This is a genomic window from Yoonia sp. D2-7, assembly GCF_055809435.1.
In genome coordinates this window covers 2979151-2996140 of the sequence record NZ_CM147912.1, presented here as the reverse complement: position 1 = coordinate 2996140, position 16990 = coordinate 2979151, and the positions used below count along the sequence as shown (strand labels likewise).

Below are 16990 nucleotides of genomic sequence, written 5' to 3'. Positions count from 1 at the left end.
CACTGTTATACGTGGAAGGGCCTTTATCCCGCGGGACGTGTCCAGATTTCGATGCGGGTATCACGCGCAGTGGTGGCCCCATTCGGCAAGCACCCTGTTGCGCCCAAATGTCCATACCCTGAAGCGGCAAGCGTGACATTTGGGCGATTTGCGGCATCCGGAGCAAAAGCTTGAAACGCTGCAAGAATATTCTCGGCTGCGGTTTGCGTGGACAGGACAGCGTCAGCGCCAATGTTCTGCGCATGAAAGCCGACAAAGTGGATTTCCTTATCGTCCAATACGCCACTTTGGATCGCATCGCGCAATCTGACGAAATGGGCACGCGTCCATGCACCTTCTGTCTGGGTTAACTCGCCGTCTGTAAATGCGGCCGACAATTGCTGCGCGTTTGCCAAAAGCTGTATCAACTTGATGGCTGATTGCTTTTGATCCGCGTCGAGCTGCTGGCTCATTATGTTGGCAACCCGCCAGTCTTTGTCGTCGGTGGGCAGTTGCATAAGCGTGTGGGGCGAAAAATCGGCCTCTTCGAACATGTCGGGAATCCCGACTGACGCCGCTTTGTCGAATGCTGCGTGCATGACTTGGGTCTCAAGAGGCGTGTTGTGAACGGCCAGCGTGGGTACCGTAAGGGGGTAATCGCCTGCGCGTATTTCAAAATCCGTGGCCGCGTGGGTGACACCGCAGCTATCCACGATGTCCAACGTATTGGTCGCGCCGATCATTTCTGTCGGAACGATGCTCATCCCGCCGGGCAATGTCGTCAGTCCTGTCATGATCGCATCTGCATCCGCCATCGAGAAAACCATTGGCGATGCGGGCTTGCGGGCAGGGTCCAGCACTGCGGTTTGGACGTCTGCGTGCAATCTCGTGCCTGCTGCGGCTTGGATTGGAATGATATTCAGGTCGTTGCCGCCCAACTGCGACCAGTTGGTGACTTCACCAGCGAGCACCTGCGCCAGTTCGGGCATAGAGATGTGATCGACACCAATCTCGGGCGATGTCACCACGCTCAGCGCTTTGATCGCAAGCAGCTGCGTGGGCGTGGAACCAAGAGTCCACTCTGCGACAGTTCCGGTTCGGTTCGCCACTGCGGCGTCGCTGATGACGTTGGTGATGATGATATCACCTTGGTCAGACTGGGCAGATGGTACAAAGCTGACTTTGGCAATTTGGTCCTGCGTTTCGTTTCTTACCACGGTGTCGCCCGCACGTGCTGATCGGCTGGATGTCGCGGTTGTCGTCGTCAGGTAGGATTGTGCCAACGAAAGATTTTCCGGCGACATCACGGCGATCGAAACAGCCTCTTCAATTGCGCTAAGTTTGACGCCCTCGGGGCAATCGTTGCCCGCACAAGTAACTTCGGCGGCGGGAACGCTGACATCACCTGCTGATGTCGCGACCATCAAAGTCGTCCCGTCAAACGATAGGATTTCGCCGCTGATTGTCACAAGACCGCTTTCGTGGCGCAGTTCCACCGACTCCGCCTGCACTGATAAAGGTATTGTCGATATGGTGGCGGCTAGCCCTGCTTTGAACATCTTACCTGACGGCATTATCGGCTCCCTCTTCGTATAGTCTTGGTGGTCTTGTTTTGCCGGATAACTGATCATTTGAATGTGTCGTTTGTTGGAATTTCGGTCGTGAAAAGTGCGTCTGGGTTGCGCCCTTTCAGCGTGAGTAACGGAAAAGGTTAACAAATGAAGGCAATCAATACGCACCCGTGGGGCGAAAAAAGTGACGGTCTGGATTTATAGGTGTGCAAATTCAGGGTGAATTCACCTTTAAATTGCATGATATTGGGCAAAAATGCGGTCAGAGCCGTGATTAATGTATGCATTAATCCCCGTGTCGTGGATAAATAGTGTCGCTTTTCGGGATTCAGGTGTCGAATGCCGGGGTGCACTGAAAGGAATCACAGTCAACCAGATATACTTGGGGCCTAACCTTGGATCAGCAATTGCAATGCAACGGAAACTATCGCAGCTTAACGCCGCGACTGCGCGGGATGCCAGAAATGAGCCTGTCCCGGGCCGCGTCGCGCTAAAAATGGCGCTCTGACCGCAACGCGGACCGCCCAAGATGAAATCGCGATGGCCGATGTTGCACGGGGTACACTTGCCCATGAAGCCATCACAACGGGAGAAAAAGAAATGAAATTGAAACTGGTTAGTGCAGCAGCACTTATCGCTGGCGGCGCATTCAGCGCGTCTTCTGCAGCAGCAGAATGTGGCGGCGTATCCATCACTGAAATGGACTGGGCTTCATCTGCTGTTGTGACATCTGTCGCAACATTCCTGATGACTGAAGGCTACGGCTGTGATGTGACTGTTGTTCCATCATCTACAGTTCCTGCACTGACATCTTTGGCTGAAACTGGCGAGCCAGACATCCTGACAGAAGTTTGGGCCAACTCTACACCTGCCTACGAGCCGCTTTTGGCTGAAGGCAAATTGGTTGAACTGACACATGTCTTGTCCGATGGCGGCGTAGAAGGCTGGTGGATTCCACAGTATCTTGCCGATGCACACCCAGAGCTGACAACGCTTGAAGGTATCATGGCGAACCCAGAATTGGTCGGCGGTCAGTTCCATGACTGTCCAACAGGTTGGGCATGTGACATCATCAACAACAACAACATCAATGCATCCGGTCTGGAAGCATCTGGCGTTGAGCGTTTCCAGCACGGTTCCGGCGAAACGCTTGCGACATCAATCGCATCTGCGTTTGCTGACGAAGCCCCTTGGTTTGGCTACTACTGGGCCCCGACATCTGTGCTGGGCAAATACCCAATGGCACAAGTCGATGTTGGCGCTGAATTCAGCCAAGACGCACACACATGTAACGGTACAGTGGAATGCGCAGACCCAGTTCTGTCCCCGTACCCAGTTGCAAAAGTTGTGACTGCTGTTTCTGGCGCATTCATGGACCGCGAACCAGCGATTGCTGAATTGCTGAAGAACGTCACATTCACAAACGCCCAAATGGGTGAAGTGTTGGCTTGGCAGGATGACAACAATGCATCCTACGAAGAAGCCGCCGTCTACTTCTTGTCCTCTTACCCTGACGTATGGGGTAGCTGGATCAACGACGAAGCTAAGGAAAAGCTTGGCGCGTTGCTCAAGTAAGACCTTCATTTCGTGATAGTGCCCCCATTTGTGAAAACAGGTGGGGGCATTTGTCAAAATAAGAGACGGACGGGGACACATGGCATTTTACGACGGGCTTTTTAACGCGCTTGGCCTACGCGATTGGTGCGACAGGAATGCGTCCGACGCACCTATGTCGATGGCAGATCTACTCAAGCAAAATAATGCTGATGCAGTTGATCCGAATGCCGAGATTTTTCCGTTTCCATCTTTGGATAACCTGAACGAGGCCTGTTCCTCGATTGGACAAAGCCGGGACGTTACTGCTGCGATCGAGACTGGGTTTCTCGCGGCGAAGCCTGCTTTGAAAGCGGTTCTGGATCCGATCACACAGCCGCTTTCATGGATGCTTGATGGTGCGTTGTGGTTGTTTGAAGCAACACCTTGGTGGTTGTTGATTACTGCATTGTTGATCCTTGCATATTACGCGTCGCGTTCGATTGGCGTGACCATATTTGTGGCCATTTCGCTGTTCGCATTGGGGCTTGTCGATCACTACGACGTCGCAATGCAGACCCTGTCGATTATCTTTGTCTGTACGTCGATATCGGTTCTTTTGGGGGTTCCTATCGGGATCGCGATGTCGAAATCTGACAGGTTGCAAAAGGCAACAGTGCCGGTTCTGGATTTGCTACAGACCTTGCCGACCTTCGTGTACCTGATCCCGCTAATCTTCCTGTTTTCAGTAACGGAATCAAAGCTATACGGTATCGCCATCATTCTTTACGCCATCGTGCCGGTCATCCGACTGACCGATCTCGGCATCCGCTTGGTCGACAAGGACGTGATTGAAGCGGCAAACGCGTTTGGCATGGATTCCAAGCAACGCTTGGTCAAAGTTGAACTGCCGTTGGCATTGCCGAACATTATGGCAGGGGTGAACCAGACCATCATGATGAGCCTCGCAATGGTTGTAATCGCATCGCTGGTGTCCGCACCGGGTCTGGGACGTAACGTGTTGATCGGTATTCGCCAGCTCGAACTCGGCGTGGGTATCGTTGGTGGTATTGGCATCGTGCTTTTGGCTGTGATCCTTGACCGTACATCTAAAGCTGCTTTGTCCCGTGTGGATAAGGCCAGCAAAGCAACGTCGCATTAAGGGCTGATGATATGAGTAATATACCCAAAGTCAGCCTGCGCGGCCTCTACAAGATTTTTGGCCCGCGCGACAAAGCAATGATGGAACATGTCCGGGCAGGGATGGGGAAACCTGAACTGCTCGAGGCCCACAAACACGTTCTTGGTTTGCAAGACATTAACGTCGATATGCAAGCAGGCGAGATCACTGTTGTCATGGGCTTGTCGGGCTCAGGTAAATCGACGCTGATCCGCCATTTGAACCGCTTGATCGAACCGACAAGCGGCGAAATCTTGGTCGACGGCGAAGACGTGATGCAGCTGAACCAAGTCGATCTGCGGCGCATGCGCCAAGAAAAGATGTCGATGGTGTTTCAGAAATTCGCGCTTTTGCCACACCGGACTGTTTTGCAGAACGCGGCGATGGCGTTGGAAGTCCAAGACGTCCCAAAGGCAGAACGTGAAGCCGAAGCAACCAAATGGTTGGCCCGCGTTGGCCTTGATGGTTACGAAAACCGCTACCCTTCTGAATTGTCCGGTGGGATGCAGCAACGTGTTGGTATTGCACGTGCTTTGACGTCTAATTCTGACATCATGCTGATGGACGAAGCGTTTTCTGCGCTTGATCCGCTGATCCGGACCGACATGCAAAACCTGCTGCTTGAGCTTCAAGTCGAGCTGAAAAAGACGATTGTCTTTATTACCCACGATCTTGATGAAGCGCTGAAGCTCGCGGATCACCTGGTCATTTTGAAGGACGGTGCGGTTATTCAGCAGGGCGAACCGCAGGGTATTCTGCTGAACCCAGCGGACCCATACATTGAAGACTTTGTCAGCGACATCAATCGCGCGCGCGTTTTACGTGTGCGGTCTGTCATGTCACCTTTGCTCGACGGGACTGAATACGCAGGAGACGTTGAAGCAAACGACAACCTCGAAAGCCTGATCGCACAGTCGGAAGGCGATACCCGTCTGGTTTACCGCGTTATGAAAGATGGTGATGCGATTGGTCAGCTCGATATGAGGGTGCTTGTAAAGGCACTGGTGCCGCGGGTGTCATCGGCGGCTTAAGCCAAAATGCATTGTGAAACGCCGGGCCATGAGAATGTGCCCGGCGTTTTTCGTTTTCAAAAGCGAGTTAACCTAGTGTTGTATTCTTGATGCGACTCTAAGGTTGTTGATTTTGCCATCTGGCGGGAATCGAAATCGGTCGCTACTCCTGTTGAACGGGAGTGGGGGCACTCTTGCTTTGAAGGCCATATTTATGCGCTGCCTTTTTCTATTGCTGCTTTTGCTTGTACCTTTTGGGACAGTTTCACACGCGCAATCGCGTGATGCTCTGGGTGAAGGACGTTTGTTTACAAACGATTTTTTCGGTGATGGTCGCGACCGTTATCAAACTGGCAGCTACGTCCACAGTTTTGTGCGCGGACCCAGCAATTGGGACAGGACACCATTAGAATTTGGTAGCATCAGGGAATATCGGCTGCGTTCGGCGATTATGGCGTCTGACGGAATTGGGGATGCCCCGGGCGATCGCCCATATGCTGGGGCGTTATCGCTGGGTGTGCACAGCCATTTTGGACAGGATACATTTCGTGGTACGGTTGGTGTCGATGTCACAGCGATCGGGCCACAAACGGGCCTATCCCGTTTTCAAGAACGGGCACATGACCAACTCGGACTTGCACAGGTGCGGTTCACCGATAGTCAATTGGGAAACGCATTTCACCTTGGTTTAACGGCTGAAGCAGCGGAAAACGTTCAATTGACCGACTTTATCACGGCAAGACCATTTGCCGAGCTACAAATCGGTCCAGAGGACGTCGCACGTTTCGGGGCCGATGTCGTGCTGGGACGGAACATAACGTCCGATATTCTGATTAGGGATGTGACGACTGGACATCTTTATCATGGAACGGAGACTGCAGATTCTGGGTTCGCATTTGTTCTTGGTGCTGATCTAGCTGCTGTAGCTGATAGTGCGTATTTTCCGGCGGAACGGGGCGTTGTCGCGACGGACCGACGGGGCCGGCTGCGTGCTGGCATGCATTGGCAAAGTGAAAGCGACACTTCAGTATTTTACGGCCTCAGCTACCTCACTCCTGAATTTGAAGGTCAACCAGAGGGCCAGCTGACTGGGTCGCTGAAGCTTAATTTCAACTTCTGACCAAGAACTTACGCGATATGCTTGACGTGACTTGATTGGTTTACGGCAATTGGCCTAGGCTCACTGCAAGAACGCTGCACGAAAAAGATGTAGCGACTTGTGAGGCAGAGGTAATTGGCATGAAAACGGGCTTTCGTGGCACGTTCGTCATCCCGTGGGCACAGACTGCGATCGATGGGGAAATGTCCCCGAACGTTGGTGCAGTCAAACCAGGTGTTGGGTGGGTGTGGACAGGCAATACAACGCGGGTCGATGGACCGAGCGACGTTTTGTTGTTGGATAACCCGCTTGGGCAAGCCGATTTGCGGCGTCGTGCCGGTCTGAAAGTCCAGCAGATGTTTGGCAATGCGCTTCAGTCTCCGACACAAGTCGACGATGAAGACCTCAACATTTTTGGCAGTTTTTTTTCGGTCACCGACGGACGCGATCTTTGGATCGTGACTGTTATTGGTATGGGGGCGGGCAAGAAGCCCTTACTCATGTTCCAAGACACAGTGCCCCCGCAAGATACGGTTTTGTGGGTCGTCAAAGAGGAAATCAAAGCGTCGGTCAGGCACGCGCCATCGCAAGATGCGGGTGGCGTGATATGTTTCACGCCGGGAACCGCAATTATGACGCCAGACGGCGCCCGTGATGTTTCCGCTTTGATGGAAGGCGACTACGTCCAAACGCAAGATAACGGCAAAGCCGAAATTTTGTGGATCGGGCGTCGCCTGATCTCTGGCGCGCGAATGAAAGCGCAACCCCATCTACGACCAGTCCGACTGCGTGAAGGTGCTTTGGACAAGGATGTCCCTGACGCCGGACTTTTGGTGTCACCGGATCATCGCATGGTATTGCGAGGGGTCCGTGCGCGTACATTGTTTAACGCGGATGAGGTTTTGGTCTCCGCAAAAAACCTGGTTAATGACAGCACCATCGTGCGGGCGCACGGTCTAACCCACGTCACCTACATTCACATGATGTTAGGGCAGCACGAGATTGTATTTGCGAACGGTGTGCCCACCGAGAGCTTTCATCCCGCAAGTGCGGCTCTTGGATCGCTACGGAAGGAAGAACAATCCAGACTTTTGACCCGCGTTCCTGAAATTCGAGGTAATCCAATGGCATACGGCGGTTATGCACGCCGCACATTGTCCGCGAGTGATGCCGCCATCTTACAGGCGGACGCTCGCGCGCCGCGCCGATTTTAGTTAGGTTTCTACCCATTCAGAAACGATCGACCGCCCGATACGATTGATTTCACGAACGAGAAGATCGAGGTCTTCGAATGTTGTGCGGTGATTTGTGATGTTCACACGGATCGCGTTTTTGCCACCGATCAACGTCGTGGATGGCGCTGCGATGCCGTCTTCCTGCAGGCGCATAACAATTTCATCGTTGAGCAGGTCGATTTTGTCATGCGATGCATCATTCGGACAAAACCGGAAACAGCAGATTTGCATTGGCACTGGCGCCAAACGTTCAAAGCCGTCAGTTTCATCAACCAACTTGGCTAGATATTGCGCTTGCTCGCAGTTTCGGGTGATCAATGCCCCCAATTTTTCCGTGCCATGTGTGGCCAGCTGTGACCAAACTTTCAACGCACGGAAGCCGCGCGACAATTCTGGTCCATATTCGGTAGGCCATGGATTTCCAGCAGCAAGCCCACGATCCGCGCCCTTCAGATAGTCCGGACGTTCTGAAAACGTGCGTCTGTGTGTGTCTTCAGAACGCATCAAGATCATGCCGGCGTCATAATTGACGTGCAGCCATTTGTGGAAATCAAACGCAATAGAGTCAGCTTTGGACAGCCCCTTTAGTTTGGGGCGCAGAAGGTCGCTCAGCATACCGGGCGCGCCGAAGGCACCATCGACGTGGAACCACAAATCTTGATCGTTGCTGATGCTGGCCAATTGGTCCAAATCATCAATGGCACCGACGTTAACAGCGCCCGCCGTCCCGACGATCACAAACGGTGTGAAACCGGCTTTTCGGTCTTCGTCGATTGCAGTTCGCAGGGCGTCGCAGTCAATTTCAAATTGCGCGTTGACCGGAATTTTGCGGAGCGCATTGCTGCCAATCCCAAGGATGTCAAAGGTGCGCGCGACGCAGGTATGGGTTTGTGTCGACGTGTAGCCGACCAATTTTTCGGGACGACCTGTTTTACGGCTTTCAAAACCAGTGATCCGATCACGTGCGGCTTTCAGCGCGATCAACGTCGCAATTGATGTGCCAGAAACAACCAATCCACTGCTATTAGCCGGAAATTCAAAGATTTCGCGGCACCAATCAACAACCTGTTTTTCGACGTAGATTGCCCCGTGATCACGACCACCAAGGTTGGCGTTCATCGCGGCGGCGGTGATGTCAGCCAATATGTTTGACGGTGTACCAGCCCCATGAACCCAGCCAAAAAACCGCGGGTGCGTGTTCCCGACACCGTGAGGCAAAAGCGCTTCCATTTGATCGGTGACATCGCGGCCTTTGCGGGGCAACGGGCCAGTGAAACCTTGCTTTTGATCCTCTGGTAATGGCGTCCAAACCCGACCTTGGGGCGCAGCCATCATCTGGTTGATGGATGCGTCCAACATTTCATGCGCGGACGCCCGAAATGCGTCCCAGTCAGAAGGGTCTAGTGTCAGGTCTTTGGACATTGCGGTGCTCCGTATTTGTCACGCGCAAATTGCATAGAAGACTAAAGGAAGACCACCCTCGCTAAGAGGGAAAAGGGAAACCTGAAACTAATCTTTTGTTAGTTCGCAGGCTTTTCCGGCGGTGCAAAGCTGTGTGCATCGGCGCGGCGCCAGCGCTGGCGATATTCGATGTGGTCTTCGCCTTCTTCCAACAAGAATTTACGCGGCAAGTACGGGAAAGCGTCAGAGCCTTCCTTCATTTTGCTATCCGCTTCGCGTTGCATAAAGTGATAGGGTAAGAATGCACGTGGTTCTTCGAGCCCGGCAGCACCAGCCATCTCACCCAATGCCTTCAGCGTTTCGCGATGGTATCGTGCGACACGTTGGCTCTTGTTTTCCACGTCCAACGCCTTTTGGCGGATAGGGTCTTGCGTCGTGACACCGACGGGGCAGTGATTTGTGTGGCAGGCTTGGGCCTGAATACAACCAATCGCAAACATATAGCCGCGTGCCGAATTGCACCAATCCGCACCAAGCGCCAAAGCCTTTGCGATATGGAAGGCCGATGTAATCTTACCCGCCACGCCGATCTTTATTTCGTCGCGCAGGCCGGCACCACGCAAAGTATTGTGCACGAACGTCAACCCTTCGACCATCGGCATGCCGACGTGGTTCGTGAATTCGATAGGGGCGGCACCCGTCCCGCCTTCAGTACCATCAACGACGATGAAATCTGGCGTGATTCCGGTTTCAAGCATTGCTTTGACAATGCACATAAATTCACGACGGTGCCCTATGCAAAGCTTAAACCCGACGGGCTTCCCATCTGACAAATCGCGAAGTTGTTTAATGAACTGAACAAGCCCCATCGGCGTAGAGAAAGACGAATGCGATGCGGGGGACACGCAATCCTGACCCATTGGAATATCGCGGGCTTCCGCAATTTCAGGCGTAATTTTTGCCGCGGGAAGCATGCCGCCATGGCCAGGTTTTGCGCCCTGCGATAGCTTGATTTCGATCATTTTGACTTGATCTTGTCCGGCGCGTTCCTTGAACTTTTCGGGATTAAAGTTGCCATCATCATCGCGGCAGCCAAAATAACCGGACCCGATTTCATAGATAAGGTCACCGCCGCCTTCTTTGTGGTAACGGCTGATGCCACCTTCGCCCGTATCATGGGCAAATCCACCCATCTTCGCACCCTTGTTCAGGGCGCTGATGGCGTTGGCAGAAAGCGATCCAAAGCTCATCGCAGATATGTTAAAAAGCGACGCGGCATAGGGCTGTTTGCAATCTTTACCGCCGATGTCGACACGGAAGTCGGTGTTTTCGAAATGCGTCGGTACGATGGAATGGGTCAACCAGCCGTAACCGGCATCATAGACGCCTCGCATCGTCCCGAATGGGCGCTTATCCTCGGCCCCTTTTGCACGTTGATAGACAAGCGCACGCTGTTCGCGGGAAAAGGGCACTTCTTCAAGATCGCCTTCGATTAGATATTGCTGGATTTCAGGACGAATCTTTTCGAACAAAAACCGCATATGGCCGATCAGCGGATAGTTTTTGGTAATCGCGTGCTTGGTTTGAAACATATCATAGATGCCAAGCGCGGTCAGTCCCCCCGTGATGAGGACAAGGGTGAAGGGCCAATCGTCAATGATCCAGCACAACCAAGCAATCACCGTAAGAATAGCAGCGACACAAAGCGCAAGATACCGTTGGTGTTCATAGATAGTACGCAGCATGACGTGTCCTTCGCCGGTTCAATTGCCCCATTATTAGGCAGTGTCTTCACCGAAAGAGAACCATTAATTCGCTCTCAACGTCATCTTGACGAAAAAGTGCTAATCAGCCCTTACACTTTTATCAAAAATCGACGGTTACACCCGGCAAATTCAACGCTGAAATCAAACCGCGCAATTCGTTGCGTGCAGCGACGTTTGAAATGTTCAGTCCCTTCACGCCAAGATCGCGCAGATCAAGTAGGGTCAGACCCCGTGGAAATAGTTCGCGGAAGATGACGCGCTCATTAAAACCGGGTGCTGTCCGAAACCCGATACGCTTGGACAGTTTGGTGATCACCCGTTCCATTTTTTCCTTGTTGACCATCTGCTGCGCTCCCATCCGGTTGCGCACGACGATCCAGTCGATCGGGGAAAGCCCCGCACGTGCACGCAGTTGGCGCGCATTCCAGACCATTTCGGAATAGACAGAAGGACCGGTGATTTCTTCACCATCGCTGTCCACATGGGCCAGCAGATCAAAGTCGATGAAGCTGTCATTGAGCGGAGTGATCAAAGTATCGGCCAATGAATGGGCCACTTGGCTAAGCCGCGTGTGCGATCCTGGGCAGTCGATCAGAATGAAATCGTTTTCCGGTTCAAGTCCAGCAACAGCCATCGACAGACGATGATCGTGGATGTTTTCACCGTCAGGCACGGACGCCTGATCGATTTCTGGCAAATCCTGATAATCAGGGGTCGGCAGGTTCAAATCGCTCTTCGCCATGAATGCCGAACGGTTGGAAATATAGCGTCCCATCGTCTTTTGGCGCAGGTCCAGATCCAGACAACCAACCTTATGCCCCATCCGCGAAAGCGCTGTTGCAACATGCATTGATACGGTGGATTTGCCTGCCCCACCTTTTTCGTTCCCGACAACGATAATATGCGCCACTGATTTACCCTCGTGCCCTTATTTTGTAGCAACCTTATGGTGTGTTTGCGCCTTGTGAAAGTATCGGCGTGAAATGGCTGATGTGTTTTCGCCAATGTGTGACGTGGTGCAACACTGTCCGGCAGCGTAGCGGGTTGACTTTGGGCGGAATTGGCACCATGTGCAGCTTAACCGATGCATCCTGCCCGCGTGAGCAGAGCCCGACCAAGCGGTCTAGGCAAGGCGTCGTCTACATTCCCGGTTCCCACATCACGCAGGGGGTCCAGCGCCTGATCGGCAGTTTTGGCACGTGGCCAAACCCGTCAGCATATGGGCGCAACCTGCAAGGGGTTTGATGCATTTGGCGTCAGGCCCAAAACGATTGATGCGGACCTGTGTTCGCACAGAAAGAGATTTATGGATTTTGATATGCTGGGCCTCGCGCCCCGTCTTGTGGCGAAGCTTGCTGAACAAGGCATCACCGACCCGACGCCTATTCAGACACAGGCTATTCCACATGCGATGAACGGCCGCGACGTGATGGGGCTTGCTCAAACAGGGACCGGTAAAACGGCTGCCTTTGGTCTGCCGATGATCGACGCGCTGATGAAAGCAGGCGTAAAGCCGAATGCGAAAACCGTGCGTGGCCTGATCTTGGCCCCGACACGCGAGCTGGCCAAACAGATTTCCGATAACCTGACAAACTACACCAAAGGCAGCCATCTGAAGGTCGCATTGGTCGTTGGTGGTGCAGGGATCGTGGCGCAGACAAAACGTCTGGCTGGTGGTGTTGATCTGCTGGTTGCAACACCCGGTCGCCTGATTGACCTGTTAGATCGTCGTGCGGTGCGTCTGGATGAAACGATTTATCTGGTGCTCGACGAAGCGGACCAAATGCTCGACATGGGCTTTATCCACGCGTTGCGCCGGATCGCGCCACTGTTGGCCAAAGATCGCCAAACGATGATGTTCTCGGCGACAATGCCGAAACTGATGTCAGAACTGGCTGATAGCTACCTGACCGATCCTGTGCGCGTGCAAGTGAACCCTCCGGGGCAAGCTGTGAAGCGTATCAACCAGTCGCTGCACTATGTGGCACAAGCGGCGAAGTCTGATTTGCTGGTAGAGCTGTTGGATGAACACCGTGATGAATTGGCGCTGGTCTTTGGTCGGACGAAGCACGGCTGTGAAAAGCTGTATAAGTTCCTTGAGAATAAAGGCTTCGCAGCCGCGTCGATCCACGGGAACAAATCCCAAGGTCAACGCCAGCGCGCGATTGAAGATTTCAAAGCCGGTCGTGTGCGCGTGCTTGTGGCGACAGATGTTGCGGCCCGCGGGATCGATATTCCGGGTGTGCGGCACGTGTATAACTACGACCTGCCGAACGTGGCTGAAAACTATGTGCACCGGATTGGCCGGACGGCACGTGCGGGTGCCGAAGGCAGCGCCGTTGCGTTCTGTGCGCCTGACGAGATTGTCGATCTGAAGGACATCGAAAAGGCGATGAAGGAAGCGATCCCTGTCGCGTCCGGCACGCCTTGGGAAATCCAGCCGGGTCAGAAAAAACGGCCAAACGGCGGCGGCGGTGGTCGTCGCGGTGGTGGCGGAGGCGGCGGTGGCCGTGGACGTGGCGGCGCGCCGAAAGCCGCTGGTGGCGCGGGCAAACCCGGTGGCGGTAAGCCCGGTGGTGGTCAGCGGCGTCGGCGTAAGCCGGGCGGCGGTGGCGGTCGGAACTCATCCGCTGCATAAGTTTGAAGGCACCTCCAGTTCGACTGGAGGTGCCAATTTTTTTAGAAAACGCGGGATATCACCCGTATTTGCGAAACGCTTCCATCTCGAGTGCGAGCTTCGTCTGTAGTTCTGAGATATAAAGCATCTGCTGCCGTTTCTCGGCCTCATCCGTTACGGTCTTAAGCTTATCTTGCGCGGCCAGAATTTGCCGGCGCAGTACAACGACAGGCGCGGTCGCATCCGCTTCCTTCATCAGGCGGGCAAGCACAGCATCTTGCGGATTATCCACGTGCGGCAGCGGTTTACCTGCACCCGGCAAATCATCCATCTTACCGTCGCGTGTGGCTTGCTGAACGATTTGATCAATCAATGAATCGAGCGGGTGTGCCATTAGTTGTGATCCCTGTGAATTTGAACGTTGAAGCCCTCGTCCTCGCGCGGTGCCTCGAAATGCGCTGTCACCTGCGCAAATTGCGCTTCGGTCACCGCGAACGGGTGATTGCCTGTGGCGTTTCGGGCGTGCATCCGCGCGATACACACGGCGTCAGGGACATCTAGCCAATGCATCACGTGATCGGCATTCGCATTTCGTGTGATTTCTTTCATCCAAACACGCGTCGCGACAGTGTTGGCCGGAAAGTCGAGAACCACAGAGGTTCCAGCATTCAGGATGTTTATGACATGGTCCTGCAAAACCTGACGCAACCGTGCGGAAAAGCGAACGTAGTCCTTGAGCGTATTCATTTCATCCGCAAATAACGTCTTCAGCCATACATCTTCGGACATAAGAACCGTTTGATCCGCTTCCGCCAAGGTCGCAGTTAACGTCGATTTCCCAGCGGCGATCTTACCACAAACGAGGTGCAGGGTAGGGCGGTGCGATGTCATATCTGTATGGCCTTGCTTGCGTCTTTGCCAATTCTAACAACTGACCTCGTCGCTGACCATGGTTCGACATCAAAGCGAAACGCAAAACGCCGCCCCAAAAGGGACGGCGTTTCGAAAATCGCGATGACCGTTCGCTTCTTAGAAGCCAAGACCAGCGTATTTGTTCTTAAACTTGGAAACACGACCGCCGGCATCCATAAGACGCGTGCCGCCACCAGTCCATGCAGGGTGCACAGATGGGTCAACGTCCAGCGCCATAACGTCGCCTTCTTTGCCCCAAGTGGATTTCATCTGCACTTCTGTACCATCTGTCATTTTGACAGTGATGAAGTGGTAATCGGGATGGATATCTTTTTTCATGACAGGACCCCTTACGCCTTTGGCGCTTTGTAGTTGGTGACTTCTGCGATACGCGCGGACTTACCACGACGTGTGCGGAGATAGTACAGCTTGGCGCGACGAACGCGGCCACGACGTACAACGGTGATGCTGTCGATGTTTGTTGAGAACAGTGGGAACACACGTTCCACGCCTTCACCAAACGAAATCTTACGAACTGTGAAAGAACCGGCAATGCCTTTGCCGTTCTTACGGGCGATGCAAACGCCTTCGTAGTTCTGAACACGGGTACGGGACCCTTCGGTCACTTTGTAACCAACGCGGATGGTGTCACCCGCTTTAAAGTCAGGGATTTCTTTCCCCAGCGCAGCGATTTGCTCCGCTTCGATTTGTGCGATCACGTCCATGATACGCTCCTATGATTGGCACCGGTTGTCCGGTTGCGTTTTCGTCAGTCGCGAGAGCTTTTTGTCGTTATCGGGTCCGCAACTGCGCCCGCAAAAGATCACGTCGTCATTCTTGGTCGGTCGTCTGGCCTATCCGGTGAGTTCCGTTACAACGCAGTAACGCTCAATACCCGAATGGTTCCATAAACCACACACCAGAATCGCCTAGGGCGCCCGGTGATGGGGTCGTATAGGCGTCACGCCGTAAGGGATCAAGAAAAGATCGTGCCAAATGGCCTGCAAAAGCAACAAATTCCAGTCAAAGGTTCAATCGCAACGCGACCACCTGAAACAGCTCTGTCATGGCTCCGATCATCCGCCGCACAAGCAACCCGATCACACCTAACGTGATGCACGCCCCGCCGACGAAAACGAGCCCTCCGTTGTTCCCGAAAAAGAACGTGGCGGCGGCCAAAGCGAAGCAGGCGAAAATGTGAAGTAAGAAGGATGAAATGCCAGATCGTCGGCGCGCGGCCCAAAGGGCGAGTGTGAATTCGGACGGAGAATTTGTGCGCGTTTCAATGATCTTCAAGGGCATTCCTATAGTTTGAGGTTTATGAACCTTACGTATCACATTTATCAATAATTTTCAACGCGTTGCGCTGGAATCCCTCAATGTTGTTGCCATGAGGTCGCAACAATCGCTCAATGGCAGAACCGATTAGCAAGAAAGGGCGATCAGATCATGGGCACGTTTGATGAAGACTTGTTTTTGAAGGGCTTAGAGCAGCGCAAAGCGACCCTAGGCGGCGCCTATGTCGAAAAGAACCTTGCGGCTGCTGATGATTTTACCATGCCGTTTCAAGAAGCGATGACAGCTTGGTGCTGGGGCTTTGGATGGGGCGACGATGCCATTGATGCGAAGACCCGTTCAATGATGAACCTGTCGATGATCGGCGCTTTGGGAAAGATGCAGGAATGGGAACTGCACTGCCGCGGCGCGATCAACAACGGTGTGACGAAAGAAGAAATTCGCGCGATTATTCACGTGATCGCAATCTATTGCGGGGTACCACAGGGGCTGGAATGCTTCCGCGCTGCACGCAAAGTGCTAGAAGCGGAAGGGCTGCTTTAGCCCTTCTTTGTATGCGCATCCCAAAGATCCGGACGCCGGTCCTGTGTGATCTTTTCTGACTGTGCTTTGCGCCATGCCGCGATCTTCGCGTGATTGCCGGATAGCAGCACATCAGGGATCGCGTGGCCCTGCCAGTCCGCTGGCTTCGTGTATTGCGGATGTTCCAGTAGCCCGTTCGAATGGCTTTCTTCTTCGGTTGAGGCCATATTGCCCAACACACCGGGCAGTAGGCGCACGGTCGCGTCGATCATGGCCTGTGCGGCCAATTCGCCGCCGGTCATGACAAAGTCGCCAAGGCTGACTTCTATGATGTTATAGTGGTCGAGCACCCGTTCATCGACACCTTCAAAACGGCCGCACAGCAGGGTGACACCGTCGGCTTGTGACAACTCGCGCATCAGCGCTTGATCCATACGGCGTCCACGTGGGCTGAGGTAAATCAACGGCATCACACCCTTAGCAGAAGCACGGGCATCGTTAATCGCGGCCTCCAGCACATCGGCGCGTAACACCATCCCAGCGCCACCACCTGCGGGCGTATCATCGACATTCCGATGCTTGCCGATGCCGTATTCGCGGAGATCGTAGGTTTCGAGCTGCCATTTGCCGTCCTGCAAAGCGCGCCCCGTCAGGCTTTCGCCGAGTACCCCGGGAAAAGCCTGTGGAAACAGCGTCAGGATTTGCGCCCGCCACGCACCTGCCAATTCAGGCGTGTCGGTCATCAACTCGCGCGGCTTTAGCGTCGGGCGAATGGATTTCCGCCCAATCGCACGGGCCTGGTTACCGCCGTGCGATTTCGTAGCCAAAGATTTCGAGACGGGCGGTTTGGGTGCATCTGTCATGGGCGG

The 16990-nt window shown here is 53.8% G+C and carries 18 protein-coding genes; 8 read left to right on the top strand and 10 right to left on the bottom strand.

Annotation, left to right across the window (positions count from 1 at the left end; translation table 11 throughout):
• Positions 1–23 precede the first annotated feature (23 nt).
• Positions 24–1553 carry a substrate-binding domain-containing protein gene (locus tag AC0L7R_RS14770; protein ID WP_473657628.1) on the bottom strand — a complete coding sequence of 510 codons (1530 nt, stop codon included), beginning with the start codon at positions 1551–1553 and terminating at the stop codon, positions 24–26.
• Between the two features lie 597 nt (positions 1554–2150).
• On the opposite strand from AC0L7R_RS14770, the gene AC0L7R_RS14765 reads away from it, so the two are divergent.
• The 5 genes from AC0L7R_RS14765 to AC0L7R_RS14745 all read left to right on the top strand — a co-directional run bounded on the left by AC0L7R_RS14765 (position 2151) and on the right by AC0L7R_RS14745 (position 7586).
• Positions 2151–3125 carry a glycine betaine ABC transporter substrate-binding protein gene (locus AC0L7R_RS14765; protein WP_348108438.1) on the top strand — a complete coding sequence of 325 codons (975 nt, stop codon included), beginning with the start codon at positions 2151–2153 and terminating at the stop codon, positions 3123–3125.
• Positions 3126–3204: 79 nt separating this feature from the next.
• Positions 3205–4245, top strand: a complete 1041-nt coding sequence (locus AC0L7R_RS14760; RefSeq protein WP_348108391.1) for an ABC transporter permease — start codon at positions 3205–3207, stop codon at positions 4243–4245.
• An 11-nt stretch (positions 4246–4256) separates the two neighbouring features.
• Positions 4257–5294 (top strand): betaine/proline/choline family ABC transporter ATP-binding protein, encoded by a 1038-nt coding sequence (locus tag AC0L7R_RS14755; RefSeq protein ID WP_473657627.1) that lies wholly within the window; start codon positions 4257–4259, stop codon positions 5292–5294.
• A gap of 193 nt (positions 5295–5487) precedes the next feature.
• Positions 5488–6393: a lipid A-modifier LpxR family protein gene (locus AC0L7R_RS14750; protein ID WP_473657625.1), complete on the top strand. Its 906-nt coding sequence runs from the start codon at positions 5488–5490 to the stop codon at positions 6391–6393.
• A 119-nt stretch (positions 6394–6512) separates the two neighbouring features.
• Positions 6513–7586: a Hint domain-containing protein gene (locus AC0L7R_RS14745; RefSeq protein ID WP_473657623.1), complete on the top strand. Its 1074-nt coding sequence runs from the start codon at positions 6513–6515 to the stop codon at positions 7584–7586.
• On the opposite strand, the gene AC0L7R_RS14740 is transcribed toward AC0L7R_RS14745, so the two are convergent.
• The 3 genes from AC0L7R_RS14740 to AC0L7R_RS14730 all read right to left on the bottom strand — a co-directional run bounded on the left by AC0L7R_RS14740 (position 7587) and on the right by AC0L7R_RS14730 (position 11684).
• Positions 7587–9029, bottom strand: coding sequence for a pyridoxal-dependent decarboxylase (locus AC0L7R_RS14740; RefSeq protein WP_473657622.1), 1443 nt, complete (start codon positions 9027–9029; stop codon positions 7587–7589).
• Positions 9030–9127: 98 nt separating this feature from the next.
• Entirely contained in the window at positions 9128–10753 is a 1626-nt protein-coding gene (locus AC0L7R_RS14735; protein WP_473657620.1) for a glutamate synthase-related protein, read from the bottom strand.
• A gap of 121 nt (positions 10754–10874) precedes the next feature.
• Positions 10875–11684: a division plane positioning ATPase MipZ gene (locus AC0L7R_RS14730; RefSeq protein ID WP_473657618.1), complete on the bottom strand. Its 810-nt coding sequence runs from the start codon at positions 11682–11684 to the stop codon at positions 10875–10877.
• A gap of 396 nt (positions 11685–12080) precedes the next feature.
• Here AC0L7R_RS14730 and AC0L7R_RS14725 point away from each other — a divergent pair, with 396 nt between their 5' ends.
• Positions 12081–13412 carry a DEAD/DEAH box helicase gene (locus AC0L7R_RS14725; protein WP_247127310.1) on the top strand — a complete coding sequence of 444 codons (1332 nt, stop codon included), beginning with the start codon at positions 12081–12083 and terminating at the stop codon, positions 13410–13412.
• A 58-nt stretch (positions 13413–13470) separates the two neighbouring features.
• Here the strand turns inward: AC0L7R_RS14725 and AC0L7R_RS14720 are convergent, their stop codons facing one another.
• The 4 genes from AC0L7R_RS14720 to rplS all read right to left on the bottom strand — a co-directional run bounded on the left by AC0L7R_RS14720 (position 13471) and on the right by rplS (position 15028).
• A complete protein-coding gene (locus tag AC0L7R_RS14720) occupies positions 13471–13785 on the bottom strand; it encodes a DnaJ family domain-containing protein (RefSeq protein WP_473657617.1) in 315 nt (104 codons plus the stop codon).
• Positions 13785–14282: an AAA family ATPase gene (locus AC0L7R_RS14715; RefSeq protein ID WP_473657615.1), complete on the bottom strand. Its 498-nt coding sequence runs from the start codon at positions 14280–14282 to the stop codon at positions 13785–13787. The genes AC0L7R_RS14720 and AC0L7R_RS14715 overlap by 1 nt, the downstream gene beginning before the upstream one ends.
• A 138-nt stretch (positions 14283–14420) precedes the next feature.
• The gene (gene rpmE / locus AC0L7R_RS14710) at positions 14421–14642 is read right to left on the bottom strand and encodes a 50S ribosomal protein L31 (protein WP_247127307.1); all 222 of its coding nucleotides are present in this window, start codon (positions 14640–14642) and stop codon (positions 14421–14423) included.
• Positions 14643–14653: 11 nt separating this feature from the next.
• On the bottom strand, positions 14654–15028 hold the full coding sequence (gene rplS, locus AC0L7R_RS14705) for a 50S ribosomal protein L19 (RefSeq protein WP_247127306.1): 375 nt from the start codon (positions 15026–15028) through the stop codon (positions 14654–14656).
• Here rplS and AC0L7R_RS14700 point away from each other — a divergent pair.
• On the top strand, positions 15027–15188 hold the full coding sequence (locus tag AC0L7R_RS14700; protein WP_473657612.1) for a hypothetical protein: 162 nt from the start codon (positions 15027–15029) through the stop codon (positions 15186–15188). The genes rplS and AC0L7R_RS14700 overlap by 2 nt on opposite strands.
• Positions 15189–15326: 138 nt before the next feature.
• Here the strand turns inward: AC0L7R_RS14700 and AC0L7R_RS14695 are convergent, their stop codons facing one another.
• A complete protein-coding gene (locus AC0L7R_RS14695) occupies positions 15327–15599 on the bottom strand; it encodes a hypothetical protein (protein ID WP_473657611.1) in 273 nt (90 codons plus the stop codon).
• 153 nt (positions 15600–15752) lie between these two features.
• On the opposite strand from AC0L7R_RS14695, the gene AC0L7R_RS14690 reads away from it, so the two are divergent.
• Positions 15753–16142 carry a carboxymuconolactone decarboxylase family protein gene (locus tag AC0L7R_RS14690; RefSeq protein WP_473657609.1) on the top strand — a complete coding sequence of 130 codons (390 nt, stop codon included), beginning with the start codon at positions 15753–15755 and terminating at the stop codon, positions 16140–16142.
• Here the strand turns inward: AC0L7R_RS14690 and trmD are convergent.
• Positions 16139–16984 carry a tRNA (guanosine(37)-N1)-methyltransferase TrmD gene (trmD, locus tag AC0L7R_RS14685; protein ID WP_473657608.1) on the bottom strand — a complete coding sequence of 282 codons (846 nt, stop codon included), beginning with the start codon at positions 16982–16984 and terminating at the stop codon, positions 16139–16141. The two genes, AC0L7R_RS14690 and trmD, sit on opposite strands and share 4 nt — an antisense overlap.
• Positions 16985–16990: the final 6 nt, after the last annotated feature.